Annotated in this window: 16 protein-coding genes; 5 read left to right on the top strand and 11 right to left on the bottom strand. The window is 51.8% G+C overall.

The genetic code is table 11. The annotated features are described in order from the left end of the window. Positions 1 to 32 precede the first annotated feature (32 nt). On the top strand, positions 33 to 1,043 hold the full coding sequence (locus tag KNP79_RS06265; protein WP_215191603.1) for a metal ABC transporter solute-binding protein, Zn/Mn family: 1,011 nt from the start codon (positions 33 to 35) through the stop codon (positions 1,041 to 1,043). A 433-nt stretch (positions 1,044 to 1,476) separates the two neighbouring features. On the opposite strand, the gene KNP79_RS06260 is transcribed toward KNP79_RS06265, so the two are convergent. The 4 genes from KNP79_RS06260 to KNP79_RS06245 form a co-directional block, all read right to left on the bottom strand. Next, positions 1,477 to 1,932, bottom strand: a complete 456-nt coding sequence (locus tag KNP79_RS06260) for a DUF1877 family protein (RefSeq protein WP_034780851.1) — start codon at positions 1,930 to 1,932, stop codon at positions 1,477 to 1,479. 84 nt (positions 1,933 to 2,016) lie between these two features. Beyond that, entirely contained in the window at positions 2,017 to 3,465 is a 1,449-nt protein-coding gene (locus KNP79_RS06255; RefSeq protein WP_215191601.1) for an alanine/glycine:cation symporter family protein, read from the bottom strand. Between the two features lie 182 nt (positions 3,466 to 3,647). Then, positions 3,648 to 6,116, bottom strand: a complete 2,469-nt coding sequence (locus KNP79_RS06250) for a CoA-disulfide reductase (RefSeq protein WP_215191599.1) — start codon at positions 6,114 to 6,116, stop codon at positions 3,648 to 3,650. Beyond that, a complete protein-coding gene (locus tag KNP79_RS06245) occupies positions 6,113 to 6,424 on the bottom strand; it encodes a rhodanese-like domain-containing protein (RefSeq protein ID WP_251132895.1) in 312 nt (103 codons plus the stop codon). The genes KNP79_RS06250 and KNP79_RS06245 overlap by 4 nt, the downstream gene beginning before the upstream one ends. A 280-nt stretch (positions 6,425 to 6,704) precedes the next feature. Here KNP79_RS06245 and KNP79_RS06240 point away from each other — a divergent pair, with 280 nt between their 5' ends. Beyond that, positions 6,705 to 6,971: a metal-sensitive transcriptional regulator gene (locus tag KNP79_RS06240; RefSeq protein ID WP_138860044.1), complete on the top strand. Its 267-nt coding sequence runs from the start codon at positions 6,705 to 6,707 to the stop codon at positions 6,969 to 6,971. A gap of 66 nt (positions 6,972 to 7,037) precedes the next feature. After that, positions 7,038 to 7,469 carry a type III secretion system chaperone family protein gene (locus KNP79_RS06235; RefSeq protein ID WP_016509669.1) on the top strand — a complete coding sequence of 144 codons (432 nt, stop codon included), beginning with the start codon at positions 7,038 to 7,040 and terminating at the stop codon, positions 7,467 to 7,469. 72 nt (positions 7,470 to 7,541) lie between these two features. On the opposite strand, the gene KNP79_RS06230 is transcribed toward KNP79_RS06235, so the two are convergent. Together KNP79_RS06230 and KNP79_RS06225 are read right to left on the bottom strand one after the other, a co-directional pair. After that, positions 7,542 to 8,321, bottom strand: coding sequence for a cytochrome c oxidase assembly protein (locus KNP79_RS06230; RefSeq protein ID WP_215191597.1), 780 nt, complete (start codon positions 8,319 to 8,321; stop codon positions 7,542 to 7,544). 6 nt (positions 8,322 to 8,327) lie between these two features. After that, the gene (locus KNP79_RS06225; protein WP_215191595.1) at positions 8,328 to 8,801 is read right to left on the bottom strand and encodes a DUF2243 domain-containing protein; all 474 of its coding nucleotides are present in this window, start codon (positions 8,799 to 8,801) and stop codon (positions 8,328 to 8,330) included. A 159-nt stretch (positions 8,802 to 8,960) separates the two neighbouring features. Here KNP79_RS06225 and KNP79_RS06220 point away from each other — a divergent pair, with 159 nt between their 5' ends. Then, complete coding sequence (locus KNP79_RS06220; protein ID WP_215191593.1) at positions 8,961 to 9,905, top strand: DUF4003 family protein; 945 nt, start codon at positions 8,961 to 8,963, stop codon at positions 9,903 to 9,905. A 20-nt stretch (positions 9,906 to 9,925) separates the two neighbouring features. On the opposite strand, the gene KNP79_RS06215 is transcribed toward KNP79_RS06220, so the two are convergent. The 4 genes from KNP79_RS06215 to KNP79_RS06200 all read right to left on the bottom strand — a co-directional run bounded on the left by KNP79_RS06215 (position 9,926) and on the right by KNP79_RS06200 (position 14,634). After that, a complete protein-coding gene (locus KNP79_RS06215) occupies positions 9,926 to 10,648 on the bottom strand; it encodes a YwiC-like family protein (RefSeq protein WP_215191591.1) in 723 nt (240 codons plus the stop codon). 80 nt (positions 10,649 to 10,728) lie between these two features. Then, on the bottom strand, positions 10,729 to 11,364 hold the full coding sequence (locus KNP79_RS06210) for a YitT family protein (protein ID WP_215191589.1): 636 nt from the start codon (positions 11,362 to 11,364) through the stop codon (positions 10,729 to 10,731). A 253-nt stretch (positions 11,365 to 11,617) separates the two neighbouring features. Then, positions 11,618 to 13,741: an MMPL family transporter gene (locus KNP79_RS06205; protein ID WP_215191587.1), complete on the bottom strand. Its 2,124-nt coding sequence runs from the start codon at positions 13,739 to 13,741 to the stop codon at positions 11,618 to 11,620. 101 nt (positions 13,742 to 13,842) lie between these two features. After that, positions 13,843 to 14,634, bottom strand: coding sequence for a hypothetical protein (locus tag KNP79_RS06200; RefSeq protein WP_034780841.1), 792 nt, complete (start codon positions 14,632 to 14,634; stop codon positions 13,843 to 13,845). Between the two features lie 140 nt (positions 14,635 to 14,774). On the opposite strand from KNP79_RS06200, the gene KNP79_RS06195 reads away from it, so the two are divergent. After that, a complete protein-coding gene (locus tag KNP79_RS06195; protein WP_021068148.1) occupies positions 14,775 to 14,939 on the top strand; it encodes a YycC family protein in 165 nt (54 codons plus the stop codon). Between the two features lie 17 nt (positions 14,940 to 14,956). On the opposite strand, the gene pulA is transcribed toward KNP79_RS06195, so the two are convergent. After that, positions 14,957 to 16,951, bottom strand: a complete 1,995-nt coding sequence (gene pulA, locus KNP79_RS06190) for a type I pullulanase (protein WP_215191585.1) — start codon at positions 16,949 to 16,951, stop codon at positions 14,957 to 14,959. Positions 16,952 to 17,009: the final 58 nt, after the last annotated feature.

Below are 17,009 nucleotides of genomic sequence, written 5' to 3'. Positions count from 1 at the left end.
GTTTTATATAGAGAGGACAGGTGGATAGGGTTATGAACAAAAAACTGTTAGGTGTCGCCGCTGCCGGGACACTTTTATTAGGTGGTTGCGCAAGCAATGAAGAGGGCGGTGCCACAGAGGAAGCCAACGACCAGTTGACCGTATATGCGTCGACGTTCGCGTTGAAATCATTCGCCGAGGAGATTGGCGGCGACCGCGTCCGCGTCGAGATGGTCATCCCGCCTGGTGCCGACCCGCACACGTACGAGCCGACCTCAAAACAAATGACAGACATCGCTGAAGCGGACTTGTTCTTGACGGTCGGCCATGACCTCGAGCCATACGTCGAATCGATGGAGAAAAGCTTGGCCAATGAGAACGTCACGTTCGTGAAGACGGCCGAAGACATCACCCTTTTATCGGCTGATGACACGGTCCACGTCCACGGCGAGGAAGAGCATAGTGAAGAAGACGAGCACGGACATGAGGACGATGATCATGCCGAGGAAGAAGCCGGTCATAGTGAAGATGACGGCCATAACCACGGTCAGTATGACCCACACGTCTGGCTCGATCCAATGAATGCCGTCTCGATGGCCGAAGCGGTCGAAGCGGCCTTCAGTGAACAGGCCCCTGACTATAAAGATGAGTTTGCGGATCGCTTGAGCGCCTTTAAAGAAGAAGCCGACACGCTCGACGCCGAGCTGAAAGCAGCAGTCGAGGGCGGTTCGAAGTCAGAGCTACTCGTGACGCATGCGGCTTACGGTTACCTAGCGGAGCGCTACGGATTCGACCAACTCCCAATCACAGGTCTCACGCCTTCGGAAGAACCGTCACAACAGGCGTTGAAGCGCGTCATCGAAGAGGCTCAACTTCACGACTTGAAATACATCGCCTTCGAGGACACGGTAACCCCGAAAGTCGCCCAGGTCGTTCAAAACGAAATCGGCGCGGAGACGGTGACGATCTATAACTTGGAATCGGTCACGAAAGAACAGATGGACAAGAGTTACTTCGATCTCATGCGCGAGAACGTCAAAGCGCTTGAGACGGCATTGAAATAAGACAAAAACTCGGCGCTGCGGCGTCGAGTTTTTTTGTCTAAATGGTATGACTAGCGTTTGGCGTTGTCCTGTAGAATTCGTTCCGCGACCAAGACGTAGACTATAGAAACCAAAACGCCTACGGTACCTGGTAGAACGGCGACAATTGGGTCGGCCAAATATGAGGCCGGGATTAGGTAAGTTAACAAAACCTTAACGCCATAGAGTGCGATTAAAGCCGTAAGTAGAATTAAAGTGATCGTTTTTTTCTTCACATTCGCGAAAAATTGACGTTCAGTTTGATTTGTCTCATCTGCATTCGTTATACCTAACCAAGATAACATTCAGCGAACCCCCATGATCATCACACTTGTAGCACTTCTCCCCCATTAGTTCACGTGAATCGAGACTAGAAGTGACTGACATCTTTCCTAATTATACCATTTAGGCGATATTACTCATAATAAATCAACACGAGCTCGTCCCGTTCAATCGCTTCTTCGCAGAATCGTTTCAACAACGTCCATTTGAGCCATACATCATCGAGGCCTTCATGGTCGACGAACGCCATGTCGGCGACATCCTCTTTCGTGAACGCGTTCATCGCGTCTTTGACGATGTGGAGCAGTTGCGGCGTCAAAATCCCGACGACGACCGCCTGCTTCTCGTTGACGATCAACTCTTCCCCAATGACCGCCATCTCCAAGTTATACGTGTCATCCCCATCGATATAGACTTCGATTTGCCCGAGAATTTTTTGGAACCGTTCAATGTTCGGGAGCGTCAACGTCTCATACGTGTCACGCTGTTGAGCGTGAACGTGCAACAGCCAATCTAAAATCATTTCCGGGTCTTGCCCGAATGAGACCCATACTTCTGGGGAAATGCGTATATAATGTGTCGTCTCCATGATTGAACGCCCCCCTTTTCTTCAGTTTACCCATCTTTTAGGCGCAAAAAAACCGCCTACGTGTTTTCGTAGACGGTTTGTCGCTTATGAACGAATCGTGCCTGTCTTGACTTCTTCCTCTTCTGCCGTCTCCCAAGCCTCGATGTACTCGCGGCCTGGCAAGTTGTCGATCGAATCGGCGTAAAATACCGGGTCATCACCTTGACGGCGTTGCTCCAAGTAATCGTCGAGGACGAGACGAGCGACTTTCGCGAGACGGAAAATCGCATACAAGTTGACAAGCGCCATAAGGCCCATGAACACGTCCGCAATCGACCAGACGAGACCGGCCGAACGGACGGCTCCGAAGAGGACCATACCGACGACACCGATGCGGTAGAGCGTGACGTAAATCTTTTTATCCGAGATGAACTGGATGTTTGTCTCGCCGTAGTAGTAGTTTCCAAGAATCGAGCTGAACGCGAACAAGAAAATCGCGATCGTGAGGAACGATGTCGCCATCGGACCAATCTCAGCCGTAAGCGCCGCTTGTGTCAATTCAACACCTGCGAACGACTCCGATCCGGCTACACCTGACAACAAGATGATCATCGCTGTCGACGTACAGACGAGAAGCGTATCAACGAAGACGCTGAACGATTGAATCAAGCCTTGCTTGACCGGGTGCGATACTTCCGCTGTCGCCGCCGCGTTCGGGGCAGAACCCATTCCGGCTTCGTTCGAGAAGAGACCGCGACGAATTCCTTGGAGCACCATCGCGCCGATGGCACCGCCGAACAGTTGCTGCAGACCGAACACGCCTTCTGAGAAGATCAAACCGAACACTTCCGGCAACAATGATGCGTTTGAAATCATGACCCATCCTGCGAGCAAGATATAGCCACCGGCCATGACCGGGACGATGATACTCGAGAGCACGGCGATCGACTGAATCCCACCGAAGATGACGATGGCTGTGACGACGGCCAAGACGAGACCGACTGTCGTCGTGCTCACGCCGAACTGATTGCTCATCGAGAGCGAGATTGTGTTCGACTGCACCGAGTTGAAGGCGAATCCGAACGAGAACGTGATGAGAATTGCGAACAAGATCCCGAGCCAACGTTGACCGAGGGCGCGCTCCATATAGTACGCCGGGCCTCCACGCCATGTGCGTCCGTCCCGAATCTTGTAGACTTGTGCGAGCGTACTTTCTACGAACGCCGAAGCCGATCCGATGAGAGCAATGAGCCACATCCAAAAGACGGCTCCTGGACCTCCGAGCGCGATTGCTGTCGCGACACCGGCGATGTTACCCGTTCCGACGCGGGCTGCTGTCCCGATCGCGAACGCTTGGAATGACGAGACTTGGCCTTTTTCACGTTTCATGCCGTCTTTGAACAAGAGGCGGAACATTTCAGGCAACATCCGGAACTGGACAAACCCCATCCGGACGGTGAAGTACAAACCTAAGGCGACAAGGACAATGATTAGCACTGACGACCAAAGCAAGTCGTTGGCTGATGAAACGAGACCTTCTACGAATTTCTCCATCTTTAAATCCTCCGTGTATGTATGAGTTATAAGAAAAAGTTATGTCAACTTTCTTTACATGAGTAGAATTATAGGAAAAACGTCTAAGAATTGCAATCCTTTTCGACAAATTTTACATAGGCTGTCGAACAACAGAAAAAGCGACCGGTCAAGTGACCGATCGCCCATTCTACATCATTTGATTAGATGAAGAGGTTCAAGTTGCCGCCTTCAGCCGCCCCGAGGTATGCTGCCACACCACCGAGATCGATGCCGTCGATCAACTCTTCTTCTTTGATTCCCATGACGTCCATCGACATCGTACAAGCGACCATTTTGACGCCTGCTTCTTGAGCCGATTTGATCATTTCATCAAGTGATGGCACATTTTTGTCGCTCATCACTTTTTTCATCATCTTTTGACCAACTCCACCGAAGTTCATGTTCGAGAGTGGAAGTTCACCCGCATGCGATGGCATCATCATGCCGAACATCTTCTCGAGACCTTGTTTCTTCACTTCCGGTGCATCTGGCTTACGAATGACGTTGAGTCCCCAGAATGTGAAGAACATCGTCACGTCTTTGCCCATCGCCGCCGCACCTTGGGCGATGATGAACGAAGCGAGCGCGCGGTCGAGGTCTCCGCTGAAGACGACCATCGATGCGCCGTCTGTCGCCGGTGCCCCTGCTTGTACAGCCGCAGGACCATTACCTTTTTGAAGAATTGCTTCCACGCGACCGTTCACGAACTGTTTCGAGACGAGCTTGTTGCCGGTTTTCTTCGCCCATGCTTCGATGTCTGCAAAGAAACCAGGGTCACTCGCGAGGACACGAAGCGTCTCGCCTTCGCCGAGCTCGGCTACTTTTTTATTTACTTCTAAGATTGGTCCCGGGCATTGCAGACCGCACGTATCTAGGAAAATCGGTTCCCCGACTGGTTCATTCGTCATTGCTGGTGGTGCCTCCTCCGTTACTGTTGCGGCAGTCTCACTCTCTGCCTTCGTGCCTGCCTCAATGGCATCAAAATCACGTTTTACTTGTGACCATGTTTTGTAGCCACCGCTCAAGTTTTTCACCTTGAAGCCGTTTTGACGCAAGATACGGGATGCGAGATATCCGCGAAGCCCGACTTGGCACGTCACATAAATCGTTTCGTCTTTGCTGTAGTTGTCCAAGTGATCGCGTAGCGAGTTGAGCGGAACGTTGATTGAACCGGGAATTTTGCCAAGTTCATGTTCTGACTCGTCACGGACGTCGAGCAATGTCGCGCCGTTTTGGACCAACTCGTCAATCTCATTCCAGTGCACGACTTCGTTATCGCCGAGGACGACGTTCGACGCGACGTAACCGATCATGTTGACGGGATCTTTCGCTGAGCTGAACGGTGGTGCGTAGCTGAGTTCAAGGTCTGGAAGGTCAAGGACCGTCAAGCCACCTTTCATCGCTGTCGCAATCACATCGATTCGTTTATCGACGCCGTTCATCCCCACGCCTTGCGCGCCGTAGATTTCACCTGTCGTCGGATGGAACAAGAGTTTGAGTGATACCGGTGTCGATCCTGGGTAATAACCCGCATGTGAACCCGGGTGCACGTGAACGGCTTCGAATTCTTTACCAGCTGCTGTCAAACGTTTTTCGTTCCAACCTGTCGAAGCAACTGTCATATCGAATACTTTGGCGATCCCAGTCCCCATCGTTCCGTTGTATTTAACGTCACGACCGTTGATGATATCGGCGACAAGACGGCCTTGGCGGTTGGCCGGCCATGCAAGCGGAACGACCGTCGGCTCTTTAAAGATATAATCGAGTACTTCGACAGCATCTCCGATCGCGTAAATGTTCGGGTCTGACGTGAGCATCTTCTCGTTGACGCGGATGGCGCCGCGGATGCCTGTTTCAAGCCCTGCTTCCGTTGCGATCGACGATTCTGGCACGACGCCGATTGACAAGACGACCATATCGGTATCGATGACGCGACCGCTCTTCAAGTGGACACGTTTCCCTTTCTCAGAGAACGAATCGACACCGTCAGAAAGTTGAAGGTCGACGCCATGGAGACGCATATGTTCGTGAACAGGTGATACCATTTCACGATCGAGCGGTGTCATAACTTGGTCGGCCATCTCGACGAGCGTGACCTCGACGCCGCGCTCCCGTAAGTTTTCAGCCATTTCGATCCCGATGAAACCACCACCGATGACTGTCGCGTGTTTCGGCGCTTTGTCGTCAACGTAGCTGCGGATTTTATCCGTATCCGGAATGTTGCGGAGCGTGAAGATGTCTTCTGCTTCTTCAATTCCAGGGATGTTCGGACGAATCGGTTTCGCTCCTGGTGACAAGACGAGTACATCGTACGACTCATCGTATGTTTCGCCCGTCTTAACGTTTTTCACCGATACCGTCTTCTCGGCACGGTTGATTTTTGTCACTTCCGTCAAGTTGCGGATATCGAGTTGGAAACGTTTATTCATGCCCTCGACCGTTTGGACGAGCAATTTTTGACGATCTTGAATCACGTCACCAATGTAATATGGAAGACCACAGTTCGCGAACGAAATGCATTCGCCCCGGTCGAACATGACGATTTGGTTCTCTTCATTTAAGCGACGAAGGCGTGCGGCTGCTGAAGCGCCACCGGCGACTCCACCGACGATTACGATTTTTTTACTCATTGCTCATTTCCTCCTTTGACGACTTCACCCGGCCAGCTCATCAAGCCATCTTCTATATTGACCACTTTATAACCTTTCGCTTCCATTTGCCAAGTTGCTTGCGTGCTGCGAGCACCTGAACGGCAGAGAACAATGTATTCTTCTTCAGGGTCGAGTGTCTCGATCCATTCCGAAATTTCAGATAGCGGATAATTGCTCGCGCCAGCAATGTGCGCTTCTTGGAACTCGTCACGTTCACGAACGTCGACGATGTTCACTGGTACTTCAAAATCCATTTGACGTTTTAAAGCAGATGCTTTCATGTTCATTTACCCATCCTTTTCATCTATGATGCTTCACTAGTTTCATAGTCAGCTTGGCAGCGGGCGTCAGACAAATCTTTGTGATTTGTTGAACATATCGCTTCCACGTCATTAATATACCCCCTACGGTATTCGATTGCAAGGGATTTGTTTGACGAAATGGTAAACTTTCAAAAAATCTTTATCTCAAACGTTGTGGCTCGACACATACTCCCCCACGTATTAAGATGAGACTACACAATAAATAGTTGGGTTACTGAACGATTTGAATATAGAGGTGAATCTAATGGAACAGTATCAATACGATGCGAAAGTATTGAACCGGATGAAACGAGTCGAAGGACAAATCCGGGCCATCATCCGTATGATGGAAGAAGGGAAAGAGTGCCGCGACGTCGTGACGCAGTTGAGCGCGGCTCGTTCGGCACTCGACCGTGCTTCGACCATCATCGTCGCGAAGAACTTGGAGCAGTGCATCATCACCGCCCAAGAAGATGGCGAAGATACGTCAGAAACCGTCGAAGAAGCCATCAAAATGTTGATGAAACGCTAGTTCCCCTTGCTTTCCCTCCGCAAATGGGAGAAAGTTAGAGTAACGACTTTTAAGGGGGACTTGTTTGTGAACTTCGAAGAAAAAGTAGAATCATTTAAAGCGCTCGTCGCTGAACGCAATATGACGTTCAAAGAGAGCGAGACTGAAACGCACGTCACATTCTTGACGCGTGAAACGACTAAATCCGGGGCTCAGCCCGTTATGATTATCGCCTTCAATAAAAAGACGACGGATGCGGAACTTTATGCCGCGACAGTCACACACGTGCCGGACTACGTGGAAGACCTACCGATTCTTAACGCCTTGAACGAGTTCAACCAAGAGTTCAAATACTTCCGTTGCGTACTCGATAGCGACCGTGATGTCACGCTCGCCTCGACGCTCGACCTCGACCTCGGCTTCTCGCCAGAGATCATCTTGCAACATTCATTCATGATGTTCCAAGCGGCCGATGAAGTGAACGAGTACATGCAGAAGTTGTATACGCAAGTCCAATAAGTACAACGTACGAGACGAAAAGGACGACCCTCCCGGTATGAACGGGCGGATCGTCCTTTTTTTGATGAGCAATCACGTATCGTCGGTCAGGAGACGAGGTGCGGTCGCTTTATACCAATGGGTGCAGAGGATCAGAATCAAAATTAAATCAACCCCATCTCCGCCGTAATACATCCACATCGCACCCGCCTCCGCCTCGCCTCTAGCCACTCCTATCGGTGGACTCGCATAAATCAACTTTGCCAAAATCTTATGGGCTGCTAATGCGGCGATCAGCACAAGTGATCGATAGATATAGCTGTAGCGATGTGAAGTGACGTCTACATAAATTAATGAAACGGTGAATAAGTACCCCGCTGCAAACACATGAAAATGAATCAACGCATATAAAAAGATGGATTGATACATGAGCGCATACAAGTCCGTCATATAGAGCAGGTATAGTCCACCTATGTTGAGAACGGAAGCCGTTATCGGATTCGTGAGAAATTGGAAGAGACTGCTTTTTAAGAGATTCGTCACTTTCCTCGCAGTCTGAACATCGAGTGTCCGTAACAATAGCGTCATCGGCGCCGACAAGGCAATTAGCAGTGGTGCCAACATACCGAGCAAGAGATGACCGATCATATGTCCAACAAAATTGAGATGAGCGAAAGCGGCCAGCGGACCGCTCAATGTGAGCCCCACGCACGCAATTCCTGTCATCCAAAACAAGTAACGACGGAGCGGCCATGGTTTGTACGCGCGACTCGTGACCATCGCGGCGAACGGATAAGCCAAGAAGGCCGTCAGCAATAAGATTATGACAACGACCTCGTAGGCACCTCCCGTCGTTTGGACATGGGTGTGCATGCTTGCTTACCCTCCTTCGCTCACAAGTTTTTTCTGCTTCTGTGTATGGATAAACAGTAGCACGCCACCTATAAGGATGAAGAGAGCTGTCACATTCCATATCAAGTCATACGGCAGAATCTCGACACCATAGCGAATTTGATGGATTCGAAGTAGTTTATGGTGAATGATCCCGTCGTAGAGCTGAAAAAAGCCAACACCGATTAAGACACCGCTAATCCACCTTTTCATCCAAAATGAATCTCTCCTCCGTAGATCGGCCAGGAGAAACAGTGCAGCTACTGTCGCAAACCAACTGAACGCATGGAACAGGCCGTCTGAGAATAAGCCGACAGCGGATGTCGATCGATCATAGAAATGGTGCCAGGCCAACAATTGATGAAACACCGTTTCATCAATAAAGGCGATGAGGCCCAACCCGAAAAGAAATCCCGAACCAAAGTTGCGAGACGCATAGGCGTATGGTCGCTGCTCTCCCATGTTTCCATCCCTCCCTATCTAAAGACGTAAACTTTCGGACAACATTTCAATTCCCTTATATTTCCCAATTAAACTCAGGCATAATAAGAGAGAAGGCGAATCTTTTTTGAAACATCCCGTCCAATGTTTTCGTACGAATAGGAAAAGGAGGAATTGCTGATGCTGACACGATACACCCGTTACCTCGAAGCCCTCGAAGGAATCAGGGGAGCGACAAAGTGGTTCACTGACGATTTCCGACGTTTGATGGCCATCAATTACGCTATTCACGATACACCATTCGATTCGGAACGGTTCGAACACGCTCAAGCGGTTCTGAAACAAAAGACCGGCATATTCTCGAAATTTCGCGGCAGCAATAACTTCGTCTGGCTGTCGTTCCTCGATGCCAAATACGAAGACATCGAACCTGCCATCGACGAGGCACTCCGGCTTGATACGCTACTCGACCGGAAGCACTTCCGTTTCAGTATGTTGCGGCCCTTTATCGCGAGCCAACTGATCAACGTCGATGAGCCCGAACGCCGGCTCGACGAGGCGAGTGCCCTCTATCAGACGTTCAAACGAAACCACCCTTGGCTCACGAGTGAAGAAGACCTCTTGTCCTCCCTCGTCCTCGTCCAAGCGTTCGATGACCACGATGCGTTGAATGAACGGATCGAGACGTATTACGAAGCGTTGAAAGCCGAGCTGCCCCGTTCGAACGAGCTCCAACTCGTCTCACACTTGCTCGCCTTTAGCGACGCTCCTCCAGACGAGGTCGTCACCCGCTTCCTCGATTGGCGCACATGGCTCCAAGGACAAGCGATCACTGTCAAAAACGAGCATTTACCTCCGCTCGCCCTCTTAGCCATCGTCTCGACACCAAATGAAGACGATCAACGTGACCTGATTGACATCACGAACGCCGAGAAAGAGCAGCATCGCTGGTTCCACACCCATGCGTTGACGGTTGCCCTGCAACTCGTCGCGGCAAACAACATCACGGAAGACGCGAGCGACTTGTTGTTACACGGTACGTTCGCCCATCTGCTCGCCATGCAACAAGCTGCGACAGCCGCGACGACTGTCGCTATCGTTTCGAGCACTTCCTCGAGCAACTAAAAAAGAAGGGTTGCCCCTTCTTAAGTAAACAAATACCAGCTGAGACAACCGAGCACGAACACCGAGTTGGCAATTTCGACGATCCCGATCTTCATGATGGGGATCTTTTTGCCGTAGAACGCGACCGCCCGGACGAGACTCGGCGCGTAAGCGAGTGCCAAAACCGGATAGCCGAACGCGATGAAGATGGCAACGAGCAGGCCATGATACCCCCATGACACGTTTCGATAAAACAGGCTCTTCTTCTCCCGAATCATCGTCTTGACGAAAAAGATACTGCCGAGGAAATATAAATACGGCAAGACGAACATCCACACCATCGTCCCGTCCAAGGCCCGTGCCCCAAGATAATAACTCGCCATCCCGCCGATGCAAAATGAAGTGACGGCGCTGACGTCGTTCCAGACGTTGCGCTCGTCTTTGATTTTGGCGAAATAGGCGTTGACGAGTCCGAACGGGATCATGGCGAGGACGAACCAGACGAGACGCCATTCTGACAGAAACACCGGGACGGCGGCGACGGTGGCAATCGTCAAATACGTCACGACCGTATGCAACAGTTCCTTAGACTTCTTCCGTTGCTTGATGTATTGGAACAAGAAAAACGTGCCCATATAAACGAACAACCAAGCGATCGCGAACGGGATGTGCGCGAGCGTCCACCCTCCGACGATGCCGCCAAGTAAGAATGGTAAAATCAGCATCGACCAAGCGCCGTGCTGTTTTGGAATCATCCATTTCATGGGACTCCCTCCTTCTATGTTTAGTGTAGAAGAAAGGGAGCTGTATAACTGTGATAAATTTTACAAAACAAAAAACGATCTCACGCGAGATCGTTTTTTGTTTTTAGTTTGGTCACACTTGGCACGGTTACTTCGACCACATCGTCCGTCAACATTTTCGTGACGACACGACCTGCGATCGAGACCGCGAGAAGCGTATAAAGCGCGTTCGACAGCGGCAAATAGATGAGCGAAATCGCCAAGACGATCACATCAAACATGATGAGAATCGTCCCGACCGATACGCCGGTCCATTTCGATAGGCCGAGGGCGAATAAATCGTCGCCTCCGGTCGCCCCGCCTGACTTCAAAACGAGACCGAGACCGTAACCGGTCACAATCCCGCTCGCGATGGCGGCAAACAACGTTGCCGGCCAGACTTGAATGTCGAATGTGAGTAAATCCAATCGGTCCCACATCGCATAACTGAGCGATAACGACGCAGCGGCAAGCACGGCTTGTCCGACGAAGCGCCAGCCTTTCCACCAAAGGGCGATTAAAAAGAAGGGGATATCGAGCACGATCATCGAGATCGCTGGATCGATATCAAATAAATAGCGGCCGAGCAATGCTAGCCCGACGAAGCCCCCTTCTGCCAAACCAAACTGTTCATTCAAATAATAATAACCGAACGCCATGATTAGCGTTCCGAGCACTATGGTAGCAACTCGTTTCATTCCGATTGTCCTCCCCGTTTTCAACGGAGAGGAGGATCCTCAGTCGTAGCCGCGGTTCCATCTGTTCCATCTCCGATCTTCCGTTTGTTGATTTTTACATTGATGTCGCTTGTAAAAACTCAACGCTAGAAGTCCGGCAATTGAAACAGAGGCCATGTCCTCTCGGTATCCATAAAGACCTTCCTTTCCCAAATTGCGCGTAATCATGAAACTATTTTAACACATTTTCAAGACTATTTCATTAAATGTATATTTAGTGTAGATTACGTTTCGGTAAATCTTTCTTCCCGAACCACCACCAGTTCCAGTCCCCGAACATTTTCATCAAAGACGGTACGAGCAAGATGCGAATGATTGTCGCGTCGATGAAGATGGCGAGCGCGATCCCGACACCGAGCTGTTTGATCGGGCTGACGCCTGTGAAGGCGAACGCCCCCGTGACGACGATCATGATGACCGCGGCCGACGTGATGATTTTACTCGTCTTGGCGAGCCCCATCTCCGTCGCGTAATCGTTATCCCCGGTCTCCCGATAATATTCCTCGATCCGCGAGACGAGGAACACCTCGTAGTCCATCGATAGGCCGAACACAAGCGAGAAGATAAACACCGGGGTCAATATACTGATCGTCTCGGCGTCATACACGTAACCCGATTCGAAGATGATGACGAGCAGCCCGAACGTCGCCCCGAGACCGAGCACGTTCATGATGATCGCCTTGATTGGGATCAAGACGGAACGGAACGCCCACATGAGGATGACCATCGTCGCCAAGATCACGGTCACGACCGCATATGGGATGCTGTCATAAATCTCTTCATAAATTTCTTCGTTGAACGCGGCTGGTCCCCCGACGTCAAAACCGTTCTCGCGCCAATCTCGGACGAACGCCTGCGCGTCTTTATCACTCGGCGGGACGTTGAAACTAACGTTGACGAGGGCAAGGTCTGTATTTCCTTCAAGCGTGACGAGACGTTCGAACGCCTCAAGTTGCTCTGGTGCCGCTTCAGCGAGTTGTTGGAACTCGGCTGGTTCGAGACCGGATGCCGTCAAGAACGTCGTGACGTTGTCGACAATCGGATCCTCGGATAGCTCATCAGTGAGCGACGTCAATTCGTCGAGAATCATCGAATCGGTCAAGTCATTCGTCTCAAACAAGAGCACCGCGTCGGTCGACGTCTCTCCGAACACGTCGTCCCAGCGCTCAAGGGCGGCCCGTGACTCATACGAGGTCGGTAGCGCATCGGCGTCTGGGATGTTCAGTTCGAGGTCACGGACGAACCAGAGGCTTGGCAGTAGCAGCAAGAGCGCGACGAGCGTCATCGTGACGGGACGTCTCATGACGAAGCGGGCCAACTTCTGCCAACGCACTTCCGAGCGCGTCTCATTCGTCTTGACGAGCCGTCCTTTATTGATCGTGTCTCCGACGATGTATAGGGCAGACGGCAACAACGTGAGCGCGGACAAGACCGCACCGGCGACGGCAATCAACGCACCGAGGGCAATCGCTTGGAACACATCGACTTGGATGAACAACAACCCAGCCAGTCCGACGAAGACGCAAAGTCCTGAGAATAGAATCGATCGTCCGGCCGTCGCGACCGTTCGGACGATGGCCGCCTCACGTGACTTCCCTTTCGCGAGCTCTTCCCGGTACCGGTTGACGAGCAATAAGGAGAAATCAATGCCGAGCGCGATGGCAATCATCGCGACCGCATTCAACACGAAAATGGACAGTTCCATCGTTTGGGCAAAGAAGAATAACGAGCCCGCTGCCACGATGAACGTGATTAAACCGACGAATAATGGCATAAATGCGGCGAGCGGCGTCCCGAAGACGAGCAAGAGCACGAGCAACGCGACCGGAATCCCAATCAGCTCGGCCCGAATCAAGTCATTCTTTGACGCCTCGTTCAAGTCATCCGCGAACACCGGCTCTCCGGTCAATCGCACGTCTGTGTCCGTGTCGCGAATCAAGGCGCTGCGAACGTCTTCAATCGACGCCTCGGCCGTATCGTAGTCCTCGAACTCGAGCAATAAATAGGCGACGTCCCCATCGCGTGCCTCCGGATTCTCGGCTGGCGTGATCACGCCATCGACCCCATCGACTTCGACGAGTCGATCGCGTTGCTGCTCGATGACCGTATCAAGGTCCCCACCTTCCAACAAGACGATCATCGAGGCACCGGCCCGGTCGAACCGGTCGTTCAACTTGTCTTCCACTTGGGCGAAACGCCCGTCTTGGATTGCGAACCCGTTGCCGCGCAGTTCACTTGGCAACTGTAATCCGAAATATACCGATACCGCGAGCAACACCGTCCAAATCAATACGACAGCGTAGCGCCATCGGACTAACGCTTGTCCTAATCGTTCCATCCCTGTCCACTCCTCTCCATCTAAGAAGACTGTTCCCGTTTTTTTCGGGATTCACCAAGTCTTCGTAAAAAAATCCTGAACCATGGTCTGGTCCAGGAGCGTCAACGCTCGAACACTTGAAGCCAACTATGGCAAAAGCGGCGTGGCGTTGACAAGACGACAAGTCGGTCGCCCGGTTCATCCAATAAGACGACTTTCAGTAATTCAGTTTCAGCACACACTTCAGACGAGAACACTTCGCGATCGCGTTCAAACAGTTGGAACGACGTCATCGATGTGATCGCGGTCGTCTCGCCGATTTGATCGACGATGGCCAGATCGCGGTCACCTCCGTATGGAATCATCCAAGACGCACTCGACGCAACATTCTCGACCACGAACTGTTGATTCGGTTCGTCGTACAGCGTCACGAGGCCCGGTGCCGTGAATCGTTCGAAATCATAGGTCGGCTGATAGGCAAGTTCGATGATACTCCCGAACTCGGGGACCTCTTCGTAGCGGCTATACCGGAACGTGTGGTCGTTCAAGTTCAAAGCGACAATGTCTGATTCGGCCGAGTAAAGAAACAGGTCGTCTCCTGACCAGTGGTGCAGGTTACTGAACCAATCGTCATGAAACGTCCGTGGGATCGGATGACGTTCCATCGTCCCGTTTGTTAAATCCATGACTCCGTATGTCTGTAAATCCCGAAACAGCGCGACGGCTCGTCTGCCATGAGGCTCAATATATAGTGCGCACGGTGCCCATTTCCACTCGAGTTCCCATCGGATTTGGAACGTCTCGTCAAAAAACAGAAAACCGGTTTGCGCCAAATACAACATCCATCCTCCACCAACGCGCTCCAACCATTCAACCGTTTGATGAAATTGATAGTCTGCTACTTGTTTGTACATTTGATCACTTCCTAGTTTCAGCTTAGCAACGCCCCACGCATTTTTCGATTTTGAATGTGTTCACAGAACACATTCTCCATGCGCCTGATTTTCCTGTATACTGGCATTAGCATACCCTGAATGTGAAAGGAGGAACCTCAATGCGCCCACTTCAACTCTCTCCCGAGACGGCGGTCGAGCTTGCTAAAAAGCTGAACGTTCCGCTCGAGGAGCTCATGCATATGCCAAAACACATCATCGTGAAGAAGATGATGGAACTGGAGGCAGCCAAAACTGAAACGAACGAGGAAAAGGAGACGGAATGACGTCTCCTTTTTTTTGGTTACTGCTGTTTGTTCTTGCGTTTTTTCGCGACGTACCAGAGACCAAGGATCGCAAGGGCAGCCCCGCCGGCGACCGCATATTTGCTGTAATCCGGGCGGCGTTCCGTCACGACGAGCGTCGAGAGCGGTGCCACCGTGACATGTCGTTCTTCAAGGAGTCGCGGCGCTGTCAAATTGACGGTGTGGTCTTCAACGTGGACCTCGAACTTACCGGCCGGCAGCTTCACCTCGACCGCTTCCTCGAGCCCGTTATGGTAGACGAGGTGACGTTCGACATACCCTTCGACGTGGCGACTCAGTTCAAAGGCGATCACCCCTTCTTCTTCATCGAAGAAGCGCAAATGTTTGCGAATCTGCTCCGTGTTCTCGAGACGGAACAACGGATATTGTTTCCGCAGACTGATCAATCCTTTCACGTATTCGACGCTCGGTGTCTCCTGCTCGGCCCGTGTCCAGTCCAAACGGTTGACGACCTCACCCGAGTTGAAGCTGTTCTCGTCCCCATCTTTTGTTCGGAAGAACTCTTGACCGCTATGCAAGAATGGGATGCCTTGACCGAGCATGACGATCGTTGTCGCGAGGCGATGCCGGCGACGACGTGTCGTCTCGTCATCGTCCGGGTTCGTAACGGCGAGCTTGTCCCAAAGCGTCAAATTGTCATGACACTCAACGTAGTTCACGACTTGGTTCGGTTCATCGGCAAAACTCTGACTTGTCACCGCGCCGGCAATGCCGCGCTTGACGTCCGCCGTCATATCCGCGTTACCGCTGATCCAGCCTGGCAAGTCCTCGATGAACACGTCCCCACGGACGCCGTCGCGAATCGCGTCGTTGAACTGGGCGATACGTGGCATCTTATGGGCGTTATGCTGGTTCGCTTTCTTGCGGACCGAGAGCGGCGTGTCGAGATCCCATCCTTCTCCGGTGACGAGAATCGATGGGTCGATGCGATCGAGTGCTTTCCGGACTTGGTTCATCGTCTTGACGTCATGGAGCCCCATCAAATCGAAGCGGAAGCCATCGATCATGAACTCTTTCGCCCAGTATGAGACACATTCGACGATCAACTTCCGCATCATCGCGCGCTCTGAAGCCGTATCGTTCCCACACGCCGAGCCATCGGCGAGCGTTCCATCCTCGTTCAAGCGGTAATAGTAATCGGGCACAAACTGACCGAGCGGTGTCGTCAATGCGTCATACGTATGGTTGAACACGACGTCCATGATGACACGGATCCCACGGTCGTGCAGTGCCTGGATCATCGCCTTCAACTCGATGATGCGAGCAGCCGGATCATCGGCAGACGAGGCGTACGAACCTTCGACGGCGAAATAATGGACCGGGTCATAACCCCAGTTATAATTCGCCTCACTCTCACGCGACTCGTTCACCGAACCGTAATCGAAGAACGGCATGAGTTGGAGGTGCGTGACGCCGAGCGCGGTGATATAGTCGAGCGCGGTCGGATAGCCGTTCGGCGTTTTCGTGCCGACCTCGGTCATCCCAAGGAATTTGCCACGATGCATGACGCCGCTGTCGGGATGGCTCGTCAAATCACGGACGTGCGCTTCATAAATGACCGCCTCTTGTGAAGAGTGGAAGAGCGGACGTTCTTTGACCCAATGGTCCGGGTTGAGCGCTGACGGGTCGAGCAGACACCCGCGCTTCCCATTGACACCGACGACTTTCGCATACGGATCGAGCGACTCGACACGTTTGCCTTCGACGGTAGCTTCAAACACGTAAAAATATCCTTCGAATGAAGCGCGGTCGAGTTCAAGGACCCACGTCCCTTTCTCGGCCCGTTCGAGCTCAATCCGTTCGAACTTTCGTGCCCGCGGCGTCCGGTATAGTTTTACGGTCATCTCTTCGGCGACTGGCGACCAGACCCGCACCCGGATGATATCACCTTTAAACGTCACCCCGAGGTCTTTGCCGTGATACGCCATATGGTCTAAATCTACATTTGTCTGTTGATCGATAGTATGTTCCATCTCTTTCACTCCTTCACTACTTCAAATCTGCTATCATTATAACAAAACCCTTGTAAAG

This window comes from Exiguobacterium sp. s7 (assembly GCF_018618195.1).
In the GTDB taxonomy this organism is placed as follows: Bacteria; Bacillota; Bacilli; order Exiguobacteriales; family Exiguobacteriaceae; genus Exiguobacterium; species Exiguobacterium mexicanum_A.
This window is presented reverse-complemented; position numbering and strand designations above follow the sequence as displayed.